This window comes from Clostridium vitabionis (assembly GCF_015351765.1).
Lineage (GTDB): Bacteria > Bacillota > Clostridia > Lachnospirales > Lachnospiraceae > Clostridium_R > Clostridium_R vitabionis.
This window is the reverse complement of sequence record NZ_JADKQA010000004.1, coordinates 1-17,178: the sequence shown is the minus strand read 5'-3', so window position 1 is coordinate 17,178 and position 17,178 is coordinate 1. Positions and strand designations below refer to the sequence as shown.

Sequence of the window (17,178 nt, the reverse complement as noted above, 5' to 3'; positions counted from 1 at the left end):
AGTCTATAGCCGTTGTAGAGTCAAGTCTCCGGTGAAAGAACAAATCCTCAAAAGCCGCCGTTTCCGGAGAGCAGGCTTCTGTGATTGACCGGAAGGTCTATTTCAAATCCTCCCGAAAAGCTTTCATCCATCTCCATAACGTGACCGTGCTCACACCGAGTTCAGCTGCGGTATCCCGGCGGCTTCCGCGGTGGCGCAAAAGGCACTCCTGTATCTCCGCCTCCGAATACCGCCCGCATCTCCCGGCCATGTGCTTTTCCGCCAGATTTCCCGCGTGACCTTCCGCCGACTTCCCTACGGGCGTTTCCGCCTGCCCTTCCGCCAGCTCCCCTGCGGGGTTCTCCACATAGCCTTCCGTCGGCTTTCCCGTCTGCTCCACCGGATATTTCCCGGATTCCGGAGCCGCTCCGCCCCTGGACGTATCCCAGCCCTGACATTCCGGGAAATTGCCGCGCCGCGCCAGCAGCTGGCGGACCATATCGCGGCCGATCAGATCCTCATCGGCCATGACACAGAGCCGGTCGGTAAAATTCAACAGCTCCCGGATATTGCCTGGCCAGTCATACCGAAAAAGTGCATCGGTGGCACCCGGCGTAAAACGGATTCCGGGGCGCCCATGTGCGGCAAGGAAATGCTCAAGCAGGATCGGGATATCACCCTTTCGATCCCGCAGGGCGGGGAGCCAGAGCTCAAGGACACAAAGGCGGTAGTATAAATCTTCTCGAAATCGCCCGGCCTGCATTTCCTGATAAAGATTCCGGTTGGTTGCCGCGAGAACCCGGACATCAACGCGGATAACCTTATCATCGCCGAGCCGGGAGACCTCCCGCTCCTGGAGGACGCGAAGAAGTCTCGACTGGACCTGTGGGCTGATCTCCCCGATCTCATCAAGAAAAATTGTCCCATGATTGGCCATCTCAAACAGCCCCGGCTTGCCGTCAGCCCGGGCACCGGTAAACGCTCCCCTGACGTAGCCAAAAAGCTCACTTTCCAGCAAGTTTTCCGGAAGGGCGGCACAGTTGATGGCGACAAAAGGCATATCCTTCCTGGGACTGGCGTTATGGATACTCTGGGCGAAAAGCTCCTTCCCGGTACCGGAATCCCCCTCGATCAAAACCGTGCTGCTTGCTGCGGCAAACCGCTTTGCCTGCCGGAGCGCCTGGGTCACCGCGGCGCTGCCGCCCAAAATATCGGCAAAGGTATGCTTGGCGTAAAGGTTCTTCTTCAAAATTTTGCTCTGAATGTCGTGAACCAGGTTGTGAAGGTTACTGATCTCCTGGAACGTCAGGATATAGCCATTTTCCCCGGTTTCTTTATAATATGTGGCGATCGAGTTGACAATGACATTGGTGTGATTCAGCATCAGGATATAATTTTCCAGCTTGATCTTATCCTGCAGCAGCCGCCGGATCTGGGGATCAGGCATCAGGCTTTCCAGATTCCCCAGGGCGTCTCCCTGTTTCATGCCGCCAGCATCCCCCGGCTCGGCTGCCTTAAGCCCGCAGATCTTGCGGGCTTTTTCATTGATGTCCAGAATATCGCCGCGGAGGTTGACCGCAATCACGCCCTCGTTGATCCGGTCCAGCATGGTGTGCATCTGTTCGTAGCCCACGCGCTGGTCATAATACAGGTGGATCTGTGCTTTCAGGTCGGAGATCGCGTATAGCACGCTCTCCATATCGAGGCCGATGGGGACGACGATAATGCCGAATTTTTTGGCAAATTCAGCCATCATCGCGCTGCCAAGGCAGATCCGGTAGCCCATGGCCTTGAGGCGGCCCAAGCCATTTTCCCAGAGGGCATTGCGGACGTGAATATCGTTCTTGATATAATCGTCCTCCTCAATGATCTCCAGCTTATCCCGGTAGTCCTTGAGAAACTGGCTGAGGCCGATCTCCTCCGTGGACTTCCAGAGAATCATGCCAATCCGGCTGTCCATCGCCAGAGCGCTGCGATAGGCAGAAACATAACTGTAGTAAGTATGCTTTAATTCCACAATAGGGATATTCAGCCCGGGGCGCAGCTCTGTCAGCATCCGCCCGAAACCAATCACCGCGCGGATATCCTTCTCCGCGATATAGTGCCGGATCAGGCGGACCAGCCCTTCAGATTCCATTCCGGACCGGTCAAGCTGCACGACATGCAGCCCATTGGCCTCAAAAACATCCTCATAGCGGTCGACCAGATCCGCTGTGCCGAGGTAGAGAATATTGATATTTTCCTGCATTTTTTCCCACCTTCGTCGATGAAATGCGCCTGCGGCGCCTTAGCACATGCCGGGTTGGAAGACCTCGCAAGCTGTCTGCAAGCGGCCGGCTGCGGTGCTTCCCACCGGCATGTGCCAAACAGTTTCATTTTATCACAAAGTATTACATATTACATGTCATTGCGCAAAAATGTAATTCTTTGCGAAATAAACCTTACATAATATCCCTTGATATTTCGCAAATTTCTTTTCCCCGCGAAGGATTTTCTCCAGACAAATCATGATTATCCGCGCAATTGCGGCTGAAAAACAGGCTTTTTGCACAGTTTCCAGAAAGTTTTGTGGAAATGTCAACAGATTGGAACGGCATTTGCTTTTTAATTCTGGTAAAGAAAACCCAATCACCAGAAATCACAAAATAAACAGAGGAGGACGCAAATGAGCGGCAAGAACAGACCGATTCCTGTGCAGCCGGCAGATGCCGTCAGGCTGCTTCCTGTGACGGAAACCAGCCATCCCTTTGGCGGATGGAAATGGCAGGTCAAGCCCAAGGATCCGGCACAGTTTGGCTATGTGGAGGAAGAATATCTGATCGAGGGCAGGGCAAAAGTATATACCTGGAAGGAAAATGAACCCTTCGCGTCACCGGAGATCGAAAACGCGCCTTACGGCAACCGGATCCTTGTCCGCAAGCCCGCCGACCCCGCGAAATTTTCCGGCAATGTCATTGTGGAAATGTGCAACTGGGCAAGAGGCTATGACCGCCCGATCGCGCTGTGGGGGAACTGCTGGAAATACATTGTCGAGCGCGGGGACGCCTGGGTAGGCTGCACCTTCCGCGCCGATGTTCTGGCCAACCTGAAAACCTTCGATCCGGTACGGTATGAAGGGCTGTCCCTGGAAAATCCGATCCCCAGGGAACACCGCCTCGACCGCCCGCAGTCCAATACCTATCACAGCACCAGCACCGATCCGGACAGCGAGAACGGGCTCCTCTGGGATTATTTCAGCCAGGTCGGGATCGCGCTCCGCGACCAGGCTCCGGGCATGCCCATGGCCGGCTATCCGGTAAAAACCATCATCGCCACCGGTGCCACCGCGGGAGATCTCGCAACCTACTGCGCGGCGATCGATCCCATTTCCTGCCAGCCGGACGGCGCCCCCATCTATGACGGCTTCCTGATCTTCATGACCGGCGCGCCGGGCAACGTCAATAACTATGAGCAGAAGCTGCACTGGATGGATCCCCGCTGCAAATTCTATGGGAAAGTCCCGCTGATGCGCGTCTATACCTGCGGCGATATGACCGGCGAGGGATGGCATCCCGACTGGGCGCTGATGCAGCGACGCACAGATTCCGATGAAAAAGGCTGCTATTATCGGAGCTATGAGGTCGCGGGCACGGGGCTGATGTTAAAATATACGTATTACTCCGAGCCACGGCACGAGGATGTGGAAAAAATGGGCCTGTCCATCAAGAACGGCCGTACAGGAAAAGCCTGGACCAAGGAAGATCTGGAGCGATTTGAATTTCCCACCAGATACGTCCTGGATGCCGCCTATGACAATCTGATCAAATGGGCGCGCGACGGCATCAATCCGCCGAGCACGAAACCCTTTGAGATCAAGGGCGTATATCCGGATGCCGTCCTGGCCAAGGATGAGCATCAGAACGTCCTCGGCGGCCTGAGGCTCCCCTACCTGGAGGTTCCGGCCTACCATCTGTATACAGACGCCACTTCCGAGCCTCTGGAGGAAGAGATCCTGCATTCGCTCTACAAGGATCACGCGGACTATGTCGCCAAAGTCAAAGCCAGCTGTGAGCGCTGCGTGGCTGAGCGCATCCTGGTTCAGCGGGATGCCGACAAGATTCTTGAAGACGCGAGGCAGTGCACACTGATTTGAGCCATGAAAAGCCCCGGCGCATTGCTCACGGATTTGATCCATAAAGGCGCACGGATTTGATTTATGAAGCCCCGAAAACACACATTCTTCCGAAAAAGAAAGGAGAAATTTTCTATGGAGGCTGCTGAGAAAAAAGAGACTTTAGGACAGGCCATCCTCAACCTATTTAAAAACAAGAACTTCATCCTGATGATGCTGATTTCCGCGTTAAACACCGGAGGGCAGGTATTTGTCAAGACCCCGACCAACCTGTTCGGCAAGAGCCTCGGCATGACACCACCGGTTCTCGGGGCGATCACCGGCACCTACTACCTGATCTGCCTGATTTTCCGGCCGACCACAGGGCCGCTGATTGATAAATTCAATAAAAAAGCCGTCCTGTCCTTCTGCCTTCTGGTCAGAGTTCTGTCCTATATGCTGTTTGCATTCGCCGGAACCCCGGGCATGTTCACCGCGGCCCGCTATATTGACGCCGTATCCTTCTGCCTGTGCACGACCTGCTTCCTCGCGGTAACCACGACGCTCATTGATAAAAAGGCAATGGGCACCGGCATCGCGGTTTACTCCGCCTTTCCGTCCCTGGTGACCATGATCATGCCGAGCATCTCCATGTTCATCTACAATACGATGGGCGCCCGGCCAGTATTCATTATCGGCACTGCCCTGATCGCCGCCGCCATCGCCCTGATTCAGTTTCTCGATTTCAAGCGGACCGTCAGCGGGGCAAGAAATCCGCTGCAGAAGAAATTCCGTCTCTCCGATGTCTTCTATGCGCCGGTTGTCCCCGTCTGCCTTCTGACCTTCTTCCTTGCCCTGCTGCTGACGGTCAATGATACCTATCTGCTGCTGATGGCAACGGAGAGAGGGATCGTGGGCGCTGAGCTCTTCTTCTCCATCCAGGCCGCAATCAAGTTCATTGCCTCCTTCGCCGGCGGCATCGGCTCTGATACCCTGGGCGTGAAAAAGGTTCTGGTGGTCAGCTGTATATTCAGTATCATCGCATCCCTGCTGATCGGAGTGACCACAAACCTGCCGCTCATCATCATTGCCGCCGTCCTGTACTGCCTCGGCCAGAAGGGATCCGCCCCGGTCATCACCAAGGCCTGCGCTCTGCTTGCTCCCCCGGAAAAGCGCGGTGCCGCGATTTCCACCAATTACTTCATCATGGATCTCGCCGGTGTATTTGCCGGATACCTCGCCGCATTCTGCTATGCGCGGTTCGGCTACACCGGAATGTATATCGTGATCGCTATGTTCCCGCTTGCGGGACTCATCATCCTTCTGGCAACCTACAAGTCCACCTTCGGGAAAATGGAAGCCAGGGAGGCTGAGCTTGCCGCCGCAAAAGCAGCAAAGAAAGATTAACCTGTACACAGCCAGCTCCCGGCAATCTCCCTGTGCGGGCATTTTCCCCCCGCAGGCTTTGCCGGGAGCGGCGTAGCAATCTGGGAAAGGACATTCACGCAGATGGCAGCCAGCCTGGTCGTTTTGACGGTGATTCTCTCGATCGTATACGGTTCGCCGATTGTAAAATGAAGTTGGACATCTGAATAAAATAAAGATCCATGGCAGGATCTTTGGTAGAATGTAAGTCACCACAACAAACTTTCTACAGGAGAATCGCCACCATGGACTACTCTCATTCTACCATATCTTCCCATATAAAAGGCAAACATCTTTCGTATGAGGAACGGGTTCTTATTCAGATTCGTCTTAAAGACCACTACTCCATCCGGGCAATTGCCCGTGAGATCGGCTGCTCACCGAACACTGTCTCGAACGAAATAGCACGTGGCTCCGTTGCCTTGTATAACGGCCATGTGACCCGTTATAAGGCGTCTGCCGGTCAGAAAGCCTATGAGGACAACCGAAAGCACAGTTGCCGGCATTATGACTTCCTGAGCAGATCAGCGTTTCTGGAGTATGTGCTGAAACACTTTACAGAAGATGGCTGGTCATTGGACGCCTGCACTGGACGCGCTGTTCTCGATGGTGAATTTACCAGAGAGCAGATCGTCTGCACAAAAACGCTTTACCGCTATGTTGATCTTGGCCTCTTTGGCATCAGGAACCATAACCTTCCTGAAAAGCTGAAGCGTAAGTCCAAGAAACATAGAGTTCGGATCAACAAGAAAAAGCTGGGTCGCAGCATTGAGGAACGTCCCAGAGAGATCGAGTCCCGTGAGGAATTCGGGCACTGGGAATGTGACCTCGTATTGGGTGCCAAAACCCGGGATGATCAGGTCCTGCTCACTCTTGCTGAACGCAAAAGCCGTGAGTTCCTGATGCTTCCTATTGCAAACAAGACATCAGCGTGTGTCATGAAGGCAATTAAACAGCTTCAGGAGACTTACAGCGAACACTTCGGTGAAGTGTTCAAAACGATTACGACCGATAACGGTTCGGAATTCGCCGACCTTTCAGAACTTGAGAAGATGGCTGATACGCTTGTCTACTATGCCCATCCCTACACATCCTGCGATAAGGGAACCGTAGAGCGGCATAACGGCCTGATCAGAAGGTTCATACCAAAGGGTAAGCGGATTGATGACTTTACCGGTCAGCAGATCTCCGATGTGGAGACCTGGTGTAACTGCCTCCCACGGAAGATCCTGGGTTACAGAACCCCGGATGAAATCTTCGAGGAGGAAATCGACCGAATCTACCAGGCTACTGCCTAGCGGAGGGTGTCCAACTTGTTATTGCAATTTACCGATCGTATACGGTTACAAAACACAAAAAAATATCGGTCCGGCAGCAGCGTCATTTGCCTTTCTGATTGGCTGCGGAATTCTCGGGATGAATCCCCGGGAACTTATCGATGCCCTCCCCATGCAGGTGATGGTCAATATCCTCGCCGTGACATTTTTCTTTGGCTTCGCCATCGAAAATGGCACCATGACGGCCATCACCCACTGGTTTCTCTACTCCATGAGGAAGCATCCACACCTGATGGCAATCGCGCTGTTTCTGATCTGCTATCTGGTAGCCCTCTCGGGCGCCGGGATTGCCGCTTCCGCATTCCTTGCCCCCATCGCCTTCTCCCTTGCGGCGCAGCTCTCACTTTCGCCGCTGCTGGCTTACACCGCAGTTGCGTGTGGGACGGTCGCCGGATCGAACTTCATGTTCTCCTCTGGAGGCATCGTCATCCTCGGGATGATTGAGGGGACGGCGGAATACGCGGATCAGGCATTCCGGATCTCTGTGCTCTCCTTCCGCCTCTCGAGCCTCCTCTGCACACTGTTCTTCCTGGCTGTCTATCTTGCGACCAAATCCTGGCGGTGCACCGTTCAAATGCGGGAATTGCCCGAGCGCTTAAACGTCAGGCAGAAACTTACCCTGGGGCTGATCCTGGCCGTCGCCCTCGTGGTCATCGTGCCCAAGATAGCGTCAGAACTCTTTCCCTCGTCCCTGCTCAGGGCTGCCGCCAGGCAGATGGATGCCAGCCTGGTCATGCTGACCGGCGCGGCCCTCGCCTCGCTGTTCAACCTCGCTGACGAAAAAACCGTCATCCGGAAACGCATTCCCTGGGGGACGATCCTCATGCTGGGCGGGGTCTCCCTGCTGATCGCCGTCGGGCGGGAAGCCGGCCTCGCGGAGATGCTGTCTCCCCTGATTGCCGGGGCACTCCCCAGATATGCCGTCATCCCGGCCCTGGGACTTGCCGGCGGGCTGATGAGCATATTTTCCAGCGCCATCAGTGTTGTTCTTCCCACCCTGTATCCTCTGGTTCCCGGGATTGCCGCGGATACCGGGCTTTCTGCCCCGCTGATGTACAGCGCGATCTTCGTCGGCGCAACGATGACCGGCATCTCCCCCCTGTCCACGACAGGATCCATGGTCCTGGTCGGATGCCGCGGGGAAGAAGCCAGAAATAACCTGTTCTACCAGGCGATCATTCTCCCCTTCATCATGGCCGGTGCTGTCACCGTGACATTTCTGCTGGCACAGTTTCTGTGACAGCTGGAATATTGTATACTTTCTGAAAGGAGCCTCTTATGTGCATAGTAAAAACTTCCGCCGGTAAAATTCGCGGCAAAGCCATCGAGAATGGATATGCCTTCCTGGGAATTCCCTACGCAGCTCCCCCGGTAGGTGAACTCCGCTGGAAGCTCCCCCAGCCGCCCGTGCCGTGGACGGGAATCCGCGACTGCCTGGCCTTCGGCCCCTGCTGCCTGCAGGCCGCAAATCAATGTATCCCCGGCGGTGATCCCGCGGATCGAGGAACCTTGAGCAATCAGAGTGAAGACTGTCTCTACGCCAATGTCTGGACTCCCGGCTGTGACAGCAAAAAGCGCCCGGTATTCATCTGGATTCACGGCGGCGCATACTGCTGCGGCTCCGGTGCGGGAAAAGCCGGCGACCCGACAACATTTCTCCGTCGGGATATCGTTTACGTGAGCTTTAACTACCGCGTCGGAATCCTCGGTTTCTTTGCCCATCCTGAGCTTTCCGAGGAAAATGAGCATCATGTATCCGGCAATTACGGCCACTATGATCAATTTGCCCTGCTCCGATGGGTGCGTGACAATATCTCCGCATTCGGCGGAGACCCTGACAACATCACCGTTGGCGGCTGCTCGGCAGGTTCCGGCAGCACCCAGGTACTGGCAGCCTCTCCGTTGGCAAAGGGCATGATCCGCAGAATCATCAACGAATGTGGCCTCAGCCTTGCGTCTGCAAAATATCCGGAAAGGGATATCCTTCACACCCTTCGGGAAATGGAACAGAGGGGGACTGAATTCATGAAGCTTGCCGGTTGCAAAAATATCAGCGAAATGCGGGCGATGCCCTACGAAAAGCTGGCAGCCCTTCCTGAATCCTCTTTCCGAAAAAAGTATCATTACGGAACAACCATGGGGACAAATGAGGACGGCTATCTTATCCCGGTTCTCCATTCCCTTGCAAACGAGACCCTGCAGACAGCAGATATTCCGCGTCTGGCAGGAAATGCAAATGATGAGGGTCACGGGCACATGATGTTTTTTGATCCTGAATATTTCATTCGAAGTTCGGAAGCCGTATTCGGCGATAAATCCGCACAATACTTCGCCCTGGCTCCCGTTACCGACAAGGCTTCTGTCAAACGCATTGCCGGGGAGACACATCTCGCGCTTGCCGGAGCAAAGGCATTTGCCGCGGTAAGTGCGGCGCATCACCGGCAGCCCGTATATCTCTTTGATTTCTGCCGCAAAAATCCCTCGACGGGAGCTGCGACCCACAGCCTCGAAACCCAGTATCTCTTCGGGCATCAGCGCACTACACTGAAAGGCACCGACGAGACTGACGATGCCATCGCAAACCTGCTCCAGGAGTACTGGTGCAATTTCATCCGGACTGGCAATCCCAACGGTGATGGCCTTCCTGCCTGGACGCCCTATACCCCGGACAACCGATGTGTCCTGTATATCGACGCCGAAACCAGATGCCTGCCAGACGAGACGGCCGCAAAAAAGCTGAACATCTTTGCGAGAGATTTCCTCGAATCAAAAATGGAGGAAGAAATCAAACAACTGCATAAATAATACATCCCGTCTCCCCTCGCAGCCAGCGCTGCAGGGAGACGGGCGGTACTTCGGAGGAATTTCACATGGAAAACAGATTATTTGCCGGCGCGGCAAAGACATGCATCACCCCTGGCCCGGAATACTTTCCGATTGAGCACTTCAAGAATCACATGACCGGAAAACCGTCGATCTTCAGCGGGAAGATCCACGAGGACGTATATGCCCGCTGCATCATTCTGCAGAGCGGTGAGACACGCCTGGTGTGGGTTGTTCTGGATATGCCCGGCGTGCCGGAGGCGGATGAAGTCCGCCGGCTGATCGCGGATACGGCAAATGTCCCGGAATCCCAGGTCTTCTATACCTGCACCCACAACCACAGCATGATCTACGCTGACAACCCGATTTTTGAAAAATGGTATGGCGAACCTTTTGCATCAAAGGTGCACCGGTACCGGGCTTACCTCCGGCAGATCCTGCCGGTTCTGGTAAAAGAGGCGGAGGCGTCCATGAAGCCTGCAAAGGTTGGCATCGAGCGCGGCGAATGCTACCTGAACGTCAACCGCAATGAAAAGGAACTGGGCCCCAAGGCCGGAACCTATGGTTTTCGTGTCGGCGGTCCCACTGACCGCGACCTCTATCTGATCCGCTTCGATGACGAAGAGGGCAATCCGATCGCCATGATGTATAACTTTGCCGTGCACGCCTGTATGATGATTCACAACAATCCTGAAGGCCTCGGCACAGAGATCTCCGGTGACTTCGTCGGCGGCGCCTGCCGGATTATCGAAAAATCCTATGGAGAAAAAGTTGTCTGCATGTTCACAAGCGGATGTGCCGGGGACCTGAACCCCATCATGATGTCCCGGGTGAACATTGTTGAACCGGATGGCTCGATCACAACCAAAGATCTCGGCGCGGCGGGCAATACCATCCTGGAATTTATGAGCAACCGCCTGGCCCGGGATGTAGTTACACTGAACAGAAAGCTTGAGGCAAAAAATGCCACGGCACGTCTCTGGGCAGGCGTCAGAACTTTTTCTATCAAGAGCACAGAGATTGATATGCCAGGCCCGGAACGCCCCGTGACCATCCGCATCGGACTCATGAGAATCGGCGATGCCGCAATCATCATTACCAACGGAGAAATCTTCAACCAGATCGGACGCCGTCTCAAGGACTGCTCCCCGCTGAAAAAAACGATGATGATCTCTCATGCCGGCGCATGGCTCGGTTATATCCGCGACGACTCCGGAAATGGCGTATACGAGCTTGGCGCGAAGAAAGCGCTCGGCGAGCTGCTGGACGAGATGAGCGCCGGATTATAACCGCGGCGCGGCCTGGGCGGACCAGAACATCCGCCGCGAATACGGCGAGAACCCCGGCGATAATGCTGAGCATCGCATAAGCTGCGGCAACCGCAACAAGGCCGATCACAAAAGCACCAAGCACGTTAGTGGAAAAGGTCTTCACCGGAAAAGACCCTCTGACTTACCATCAGAGGGTCAAAACTGATCAATTGAAATTTTTCTTTCTGAATATCGTTCTGAACGCCCATCTTCCAGACGGTCCGGCAAAGAAAATCTGCCAGGACATTGCCATAAGGAAATTGAGTGCCACCGTCTGCAGCCAGGTGCTGACCAGACCCGCTCCGTGATATTCCTTAAACAGGAGTGCCGCAATAAAACTCATTGTCGGGCACATCAAGCAGACGGTCAGAGCACTCCGGATAAGCAAAATGAACAGGAACGGCATTTCCCTCGTGACAACGCGGCGGGTAAGCGCCATAACCGGGCGCTCCACAACAAGCATTTCCAGGATAATCGCTGCCGGCCACATGATCCGAAGTTCTCCGAAGGCCATAAGAAACACCGAATCCTCCATTCCCCCAATGCTGAGGGCTATATTGTAGCAGATCATGGCATATACCATGAGAAAAGTCATAATGACCGTAAAAATCACACTCTCAAATTTTGTTTCCGGCATAAAATACTCCCTTCATCAATGACGTGTTGTTCGTTATCACCGAGGGAGGTGTGCGTTTCCAATTCTACCGTGTTATGCAATTATCCTGTATCCGATCCGCCCATAGCAGATGACGCGGAAAGTTCCACCCGGACACAGCAACCGGCTCATCATACCACATTTTGGGGCAAATCGTAAGATGAAATGTTTTACACCGTGTCTTGCTTATCGTTCATCTTGTCAATGCACCGCGATGGCTGTAAGATGTGTATACACAGCCGGATAGGGAGGGGATCATTATGGTGCACGATATGACGGAAGGGCGGATCACGCCGATGCTGATCCGGTTTACGATCCCGCTGGTACTGGGCAATGTGCTTCAGCTCCTTTACAACGCGACAGACAGCATGATCGTTGGCAAATTTGTCGGTGAGGAAGCTCTGGCGGCAGTGGGAACCAGCAATCCGATCATGACGCTGGCTATTCTGTTCATCACGGGAATGTGCATCGGCGCGGGCATTCTGATGGGGATGTACTATGGGCGCAAGGATATCGCCACTCTGAAACGCCAGATTTCCTCGTCGATGATCGGAGGGCTCGTATTTTCCTTCTGCTTTGCGGCGTTATGTATCCTCTTCGCGCCGCAGCTTCTTCGTCTGATCCGCACACAGGAGTCGGTTATCGATGAGGCAGTTGTGTATCTGCGGATTGTCCTCGTCGGGCTTATCTTCACGTTTGTCTACAATTTCTTCGCCAATACAATGCGGGCTCTGGGCGATGCAAATACGCCGCTACTTTTTCTGGTGATCTCGTCATCACTTAACGTTGCGGGTGATCTCCTCTTTGTCATTGTAGTTCATCTCGGAAGCGTCGGCTGCGCCATCGCAACCGTTGTCTCGGAGGCATTGTCAGCCCTGTTCTGCGTCGTCTATGTCTCAAAACGGATACCGATTCTGGAGCTGGGGAGGGAATGGCTGGTTTTTGACCGGAAACTGTTCGGAAAAACGGTGGCCTTCGGTCTCACCAGCGCGATGCAGCAGGCTACGGTCCAGCTCGGGAAGATTGCCATGCAGGCGCTAGCCAACACAATGAGCGTCACGGTCATGGCGACATTTGCCGCGGTCAACCGGATCGACGATTTTGCCTATACGCCGCAGCAAAATATCGGCCATGCGATGTCAAGCTTTATGGCACAGAATAAGGGCGCCGGCAAAGAGGAGCGCGTAAGAAAGGGATTCCTCGCGGGAATGCGGATCGAGGCCGTCTACAGCATCGCCATCGCGCTGGCCTGCTTCTTTTTCGCCGATCCTCTGATGAGGCTGTTCATCGATGATGATGCCGTCATCCGCACGGGTGTGCGATATCTTGGGCTCATCGCGTTTATGTATCTTCTTCCTGCCATGACGAACGGCGTACAGGGATTTTTCCGGGGTATCGGCGACATGAAGGTGACGCTCATCTCAAGCACCGTCAACATGGCGGTACGTGTGGCAGCCGGCTTTATCCTCGTTTACCAATTTGGCATGGAGATTGAGGCCTTCCCGTGGGCGTATCTGGCCGGATGGGTCGCAATGCTTATTGCCGAGGTTCCGCTGCTGCTAAAAAAGTTCAACCATACGCTCGCCGGAACTGGAAAATGATGGATGCGCTCACGAAAAGGAAATTCCCTGTGGCAGAGCCCGCCGCCGACCGGAAGGGGCCGTAGAAGGCGTGACCGTTGGATCAGTTCCATTAAAATTTCCCTTTCTATTTGGAATGAATCAGCCCTGGCGGGTGCGTATTCAAGCGCACCTGCCAGGGCTGATCCGGTAAGTAATACAGATTCAATTAATTAACCAGCCGCCGTCTACATAGACAATTTGTCCTGTCACATAGGCGGAGGCGTCGCAGGACAGATATACTGCAGTAGAGGCAAGGTCCTCAGGCCGTCCCAGCCGTCCCATTGGAATTTTCTCCTGATATTTGCGCATAACCTCCGGATCGGACAACAGGGGTTTGGTCATCTCGGTGAAGTAGTAACCGGGGCCTATGGCGTTGACGCAGATACCATAGGAAGCCCACTCGTTAGCTAAGGCCTTGGTCATCTGTACGATACCGCCTTTGGAGGCACAGTAGGCAACCATATTTTTTAGCCCGATCATGCTGGACAAGGAACCGATGTTAATGATGCGGCCCTTAATGCTATGTTTTATCATGTAATTACCCACTGCCTGGTTCATGAAAAAGACGTACTTCAACTGGACGTTAGTCACCCGGTCCCAGTCTTCCTCCTGGAAGTCCAAGGCGGACTTGCGGATATTGATACCGGCGCTGTTGATCAGAATGTCGATGTGGCCAAATTTCTGGTCAACCTGTGCCACAAACTCATGGATGGCGGAAAGCGAGGTCACATCCAGCTGCATAGGGATACAAATTCCGCCGGTCTCCTCGCTGATCTCTTTGGCAGCCACCTCCAGGGTCTCCAGCCCGCGGCTGGCAATGACGACAGAGGCGCCGGCATTGGCCAAACCCACTGCCATGCCACGACCCAGCCCACGGCTGCCGCCTACGACGATCGCAACTTTGCCGGTCAGGTCAAACAGATTTTTCATAGGGAACTCGCCTACCTTTCTAAGATCGCTACGGGAGAAATGTGCCGAATATTTTTTGTACTTATTTTATACCGGCAAGAACGTGACAGCAAGTATGAATATTGGACCGCTCAAAAGCATGATGGCGATGGTCTCAGGCCGTAATTCCGCACACTTTTCAGGCTTGGGATGAAGGAAGTAGCAGATAATGGGCGGAATAATAGCGAAGGCAATCAACATAGTGACGTTCAAGGGATTGATTAAGTACTTTGGGAAGGGAATGACACCCATCTCCGCCTCTAGAAAGTGACTGGGCTGGGCAATGGTTAGGCCGATGGAGGCGGAGAGACCGCCGTGCCAGCACATCTCTCCGGCAGAGCCTGCGGCCACGATGAGGGGGTAGTCGAATTTGATGCCTTTTCTCCACACCCCCTCTTGGCTCTTTTATTTTTTCAATTTACACCATGATAAGAGCATTACCCAGAAGACCTCCGATTACTGGTATTTTCCACGGCGCCTCCAGGGAATATAATGAGTTATAACGATTGTGGGAGGAGGTTCCACTATGGGAGATCGGTACGGTCTAGATAAAATCGGGTCTATGCAGTATAAAGGAATTCTTCAAGGCAAAGATGTGCCCGTCGGAGGCGGTTCCTACGTCGTTGAAAACAATGTTGCTGGTGAAGCATGTAACTTTTGGCCGATCCATACAAAATGGGACGACGGACGAGAGCAGGACATCTGTTATGGATTTACTGAGACAAAGACCTCAAAAAGCGGGAAAATACAGGATCTTCATATCGAAAAAATAGAGGGATGCGAGCACTGTACTAAGGAAGAGTTCGTAGAAGATGTAACGGTTATCTATTGTGCCGCGAGGCCGCACCAGGGTTTTACTTCTGTTGTAGGCTGGTATAAACATGCAATTGTCTACCGCAAATACCAGATTGCAGAAGTGCCACTGTCAGATGGAACGTATGATTATCAGTATTACAATGCGAAAGCGCTAAAGGAAGATTGCGTCCTGCTTCCGAAGAATGAACGGCGTATTACAAAGTGGAATGTTCCAAGGCGGCAGACGGGGGCGTCTTATGGCTTTGGACAGTCAAATGTCTGGTTTGCTGATGGCAGAAGAGAAAACAAGCTGCTCGATGAGTTCTTGAAGAAAACCATCGACAAGATCGAGAATTACCAAGGTGAGAACTGGATAGACATTCAGCAGGATACTCTAATGTGAAAAATGCTTGGAAGGGGAAAGAAAAGAGGGTAATGCCCTTATCATGGTGTAAATTGAAAAAATAAAAGAGCCAAGAGCTCATCTCTTAGGTATCATGAAAATCTCCACAATCAACATAATACCGAGGAGGATGAACAAATGGCTCAACTCAATAGTACATTGAATCAGGAGGAAATTCTACAGCTTCTTTCAAAAGATCATGATCAGGCGTTCCGCGAGTTGCTCCGGAGAGAGCTTGTGGACAGCCAGGGGATGCAAGGCATCCCCCGGTGTTACAGGCACCCAAGAGAAAATCACTTTACACACAAATTTGGACTTGACTTCTAATTTTCCGTATTGAGTTAAAGATGTTAGGGATTTTCCGCCTTTTCTTTATTTAATATATCAAGAATTTCTCGAAACGATTTTTGCAATCGAAGATCATCATACATTTTCTTTGCCGTATCCAGCAATTCTTCTGCCTGATTATATTGCTCATTTATAATTGCTGCTATTATATCAAGTATGGCTATGTTTCCGCCGTAGATTTTGTGATGTCTATATTGTTGAAAAAGGCCTTGGTTTTCGTTGTATACTGTAATTGCTTTTTCATACTGGGTAGTTTCAAAATAGCTCAAGCAAAGGTTGATTTTATGAACTACATTAACAGAAGAACCGCTCAGCCGCTCATGGGACAATTTTTCCAGCATAGGAATTGCTATATCAAATTGTTTTACCTCGATGTATCCAGCAGCCAAATTTAATTCTAAGATATTTCTTAATGTTTTCCCTTTTGCGGTTTTTAGCAAATTTTCTATACCGTCAATGTATTCCTGTGGCTTTTCTTCACTCAGCAACTTTGCAATTTTCTTGACTTTGTTAAAATAAATTAGATTGTAACATACATTGATTAACACAGCGCCTAATACAATGGCAACCGCTGCAATCCAATAACCATGCATAAAAGCTGCATCATCAATCCTAAAAATAATTTTAAGGAATAACAAAATCAAGCCGAAGCAGACTCCTATCAAAACTATTTTTGCAGCTCTTTTCAAATTGAGTACCTCCATCATACTTTTTTTGCAACTTGCTGGCGGCGGACGGTTCTCAAAACCGTCTGCGGACGGCAAGTCCACAGGGGATAACCGCTTTAGCGGTGCAAGGGGGGTAGCCACCTTGACGGAACGAAGTGACGAAACATCTCGGTCGGGCAGTTTTTTCTGCTGACCGGGAATGAAGCTCCGCAGGACGCACGATACTTCCGCCAGGAGAGTATAGAAGTGCGCCCTTTAGTTCCTAAAGGGATTTGCTCCGGCTTAACTTCTCGACAAACTGGGATTTATCGAATTCTAAATAAACTGCACTGTCACTCCATTTGGGTCTTCAACAAAAAAGAATTTCGCATGTGGATTCGGTGCAATAATCGGTGTTACATGTAATCCTTTTGCAATAAGTTCTTCACGCTTCGCTTCAACATCATCTACATGAAATCCCATTGATATACCACTACCCTTATATGCCTTTTGAGGATCATCAATTAGTTCAACCTGCGTGTCTCCCTTATCTTTTGCCAGAAATACTATGTTTCCGCCGAACTCACGAAAATCATTTTGAACATTTAATCCTACAACATCTTTGTAAAACTTAATAGAATCTTCTAAACATCCTGTATAAATTGTTACATGTACCATTTTCATTGAAAAGTTCCTCCTTACAAATTCCGATTCTTAATATATGAGTAGAGGCTTTCATAGTCTCTGCTCTTTCTTTATGATGAAGGTGATTGGTCTGACGTAATTTCCGATTGGG

16 protein-coding genes are annotated in these 17,178 nt (G+C 52.2%); 10 read left to right on the top strand and 6 right to left on the bottom strand.

Annotated elements, in window-relative coordinates; all coding sequences use genetic code 11:
* Positions 1 to 97 precede the first annotated feature (97 nt).
* Complete coding sequence (locus ISF27_RS08570; RefSeq protein ID WP_194611098.1) at positions 98 to 2,227, bottom strand: sigma 54-interacting transcriptional regulator; 2,130 nt, start codon at positions 2,225 to 2,227, stop codon at positions 98 to 100.
* A 259-nt stretch (positions 2,228 to 2,486) separates the two neighbouring features.
* Between ISF27_RS08570 and ISF27_RS08565 the strand changes: the two genes are divergently transcribed.
* The 7 genes from ISF27_RS08565 to ISF27_RS08535 all read left to right on the top strand — a co-directional run bounded on the left by ISF27_RS08565 (position 2,487) and on the right by ISF27_RS08535 (position 10,943).
* Positions 2,487 to 2,648, top strand: a complete 162-nt coding sequence (locus ISF27_RS08565; protein WP_194611097.1) for a hypothetical protein — start codon at positions 2,487 to 2,489, stop codon at positions 2,646 to 2,648.
* A complete protein-coding gene (locus ISF27_RS08560) occupies positions 2,645 to 4,111 on the top strand; it encodes an alpha/beta hydrolase domain-containing protein (RefSeq protein WP_194611096.1) in 1,467 nt (488 codons plus the stop codon). Before ISF27_RS08565 ends, ISF27_RS08560 begins: the two co-directional genes overlap by 4 nt.
* A 114-nt stretch (positions 4,112 to 4,225) precedes the next feature.
* Positions 4,226 to 5,476, top strand: coding sequence for an MFS transporter (locus ISF27_RS08555; RefSeq protein ID WP_194611095.1), 1,251 nt, complete (start codon positions 4,226 to 4,228; stop codon positions 5,474 to 5,476).
* Between the two features lie 263 nt (positions 5,477 to 5,739).
* Positions 5,740 to 6,792 (top strand): IS30 family transposase, encoded by a 1,053-nt coding sequence (locus ISF27_RS08550; protein WP_194609583.1) that lies wholly within the window; start codon positions 5,740 to 5,742, stop codon positions 6,790 to 6,792.
* On the top strand, positions 6,686 to 8,071 hold the full coding sequence (locus tag ISF27_RS08545; protein WP_328701569.1) for an SLC13 family permease: 1,386 nt from the start codon (positions 6,686 to 6,688) through the stop codon (positions 8,069 to 8,071). Before ISF27_RS08550 ends, ISF27_RS08545 begins: the two co-directional genes overlap by 107 nt.
* Positions 8,072 to 8,109: 38 nt before the next feature.
* Entirely contained in the window at positions 8,110 to 9,636 is a 1,527-nt protein-coding gene (locus tag ISF27_RS08540; protein WP_194611093.1) for a carboxylesterase/lipase family protein, read from the top strand.
* Between the two features lie 65 nt (positions 9,637 to 9,701).
* Positions 9,702 to 10,943 (top strand): neutral/alkaline non-lysosomal ceramidase N-terminal domain-containing protein, encoded by a 1,242-nt coding sequence (locus tag ISF27_RS08535; RefSeq protein WP_194611092.1) that lies wholly within the window; start codon positions 9,702 to 9,704, stop codon positions 10,941 to 10,943.
* 187 nt (positions 10,944 to 11,130) lie between these two features.
* Here the strand turns inward: ISF27_RS08535 and ISF27_RS08530 are convergent, their stop codons facing one another.
* Positions 11,131 to 11,601, bottom strand: coding sequence for a DUF2798 domain-containing protein (locus tag ISF27_RS08530; RefSeq protein ID WP_194611091.1), 471 nt, complete (start codon positions 11,599 to 11,601; stop codon positions 11,131 to 11,133).
* Between the two features lie 278 nt (positions 11,602 to 11,879).
* Between ISF27_RS08530 and ISF27_RS08525 the strand changes: the two genes are divergently transcribed.
* Entirely contained in the window at positions 11,880 to 13,220 is a 1,341-nt protein-coding gene (locus ISF27_RS08525) for an MATE family efflux transporter (RefSeq protein ID WP_194611090.1), read from the top strand.
* Between the two features lie 183 nt (positions 13,221 to 13,403).
* Here ISF27_RS08525 and ISF27_RS08520 read toward each other — a convergent pair whose 3' ends face one another.
* Both ISF27_RS08520 and ISF27_RS08515 read right to left on the bottom strand, forming a co-directional pair.
* Positions 13,404 to 14,171 carry an SDR family NAD(P)-dependent oxidoreductase gene (locus tag ISF27_RS08520; protein ID WP_194611089.1) on the bottom strand — a complete coding sequence of 256 codons (768 nt, stop codon included), beginning with the start codon at positions 14,169 to 14,171 and terminating at the stop codon, positions 13,404 to 13,406.
* A gap of 66 nt (positions 14,172 to 14,237) precedes the next feature.
* On the bottom strand, positions 14,238 to 14,579 hold the full coding sequence (locus ISF27_RS08515) for a TIGR00366 family protein (RefSeq protein WP_194611088.1): 342 nt from the start codon (positions 14,577 to 14,579) through the stop codon (positions 14,238 to 14,240).
* Positions 14,580 to 14,715: 136 nt separating this feature from the next.
* Here ISF27_RS08515 and ISF27_RS08510 point away from each other — a divergent pair, with 136 nt between their 5' ends.
* The gene (locus ISF27_RS08510) at positions 14,716 to 15,387 is read left to right on the top strand and encodes a hypothetical protein (RefSeq protein WP_235986175.1); all 672 of its coding nucleotides are present in this window, start codon (positions 14,716 to 14,718) and stop codon (positions 15,385 to 15,387) included.
* Between the two features lie 138 nt (positions 15,388 to 15,525).
* Positions 15,526 to 15,714 carry a hypothetical protein gene (locus ISF27_RS08505; protein WP_194611333.1) on the top strand — a complete coding sequence of 63 codons (189 nt, stop codon included), beginning with the start codon at positions 15,526 to 15,528 and terminating at the stop codon, positions 15,712 to 15,714.
* Positions 15,715 to 15,737: 23 nt separating this feature from the next.
* Here ISF27_RS08505 and ISF27_RS08500 read toward each other — a convergent pair whose 3' ends face one another.
* Together ISF27_RS08500 and ISF27_RS08495 are read right to left on the bottom strand one after the other, a co-directional pair.
* Entirely contained in the window at positions 15,738 to 16,424 is a 687-nt protein-coding gene (locus ISF27_RS08500; RefSeq protein WP_194611087.1) for a hypothetical protein, read from the bottom strand.
* Between the two features lie 294 nt (positions 16,425 to 16,718).
* A complete protein-coding gene (locus ISF27_RS08495) occupies positions 16,719 to 17,066 on the bottom strand; it encodes a VOC family protein (protein WP_194611086.1) in 348 nt (115 codons plus the stop codon).
* Positions 17,067 to 17,178: the final 112 nt, after the last annotated feature.

Coding starts and splice junctions, on each gene's coding strand:
- ISF27_RS08570 (WP_194611098.1), bottom strand. CDS start 2,227: ATGCAGGAAAATATCAATATTCTCTACCTCGGCACAGCGGATCTGGTC.
- ISF27_RS08565 (WP_194611097.1), top strand. CDS start 2,487: ATGATTATCCGCGCAATTGCGGCTGAAAAACAGGCTTTTTGCACAGTT.
- ISF27_RS08560 (WP_194611096.1), top strand. CDS start 2,645: ATGAGCGGCAAGAACAGACCGATTCCTGTGCAGCCGGCAGATGCCGTC.
- ISF27_RS08555 (WP_194611095.1), top strand. CDS start 4,226: ATGGAGGCTGCTGAGAAAAAAGAGACTTTAGGACAGGCCATCCTCAAC.
- ISF27_RS08550 (WP_194609583.1), top strand. CDS start 5,740: ATGGACTACTCTCATTCTACCATATCTTCCCATATAAAAGGCAAACAT.
- ISF27_RS08545 (WP_328701569.1), top strand. CDS start 6,686: ATGTGGAGACCTGGTGTAACTGCCTCCCACGGAAGATCCTGGGTTACA.
- ISF27_RS08540 (WP_194611093.1), top strand. CDS start 8,110: ATGTGCATAGTAAAAACTTCCGCCGGTAAAATTCGCGGCAAAGCCATC.
- ISF27_RS08535 (WP_194611092.1), top strand. CDS start 9,702: ATGGAAAACAGATTATTTGCCGGCGCGGCAAAGACATGCATCACCCCT.
- ISF27_RS08530 (WP_194611091.1), bottom strand. CDS start 11,601: ATGCCGGAAACAAAATTTGAGAGTGTGATTTTTACGGTCATTATGACT.
- ISF27_RS08525 (WP_194611090.1), top strand. CDS start 11,880: ATGGTGCACGATATGACGGAAGGGCGGATCACGCCGATGCTGATCCGG.
- ISF27_RS08520 (WP_194611089.1), bottom strand. CDS start 14,171: ATGAAAAATCTGTTTGACCTGACCGGCAAAGTTGCGATCGTCGTAGGC.
- ISF27_RS08510 (WP_235986175.1), top strand. CDS start 14,716: ATGGGAGATCGGTACGGTCTAGATAAAATCGGGTCTATGCAGTATAAA.
- ISF27_RS08505 (WP_194611333.1), top strand. CDS start 15,526: ATGGCTCAACTCAATAGTACATTGAATCAGGAGGAAATTCTACAGCTT.
- ISF27_RS08495 (WP_194611086.1), bottom strand. CDS start 17,066: ATGAAAATGGTACATGTAACAATTTATACAGGATGTTTAGAAGATTCT.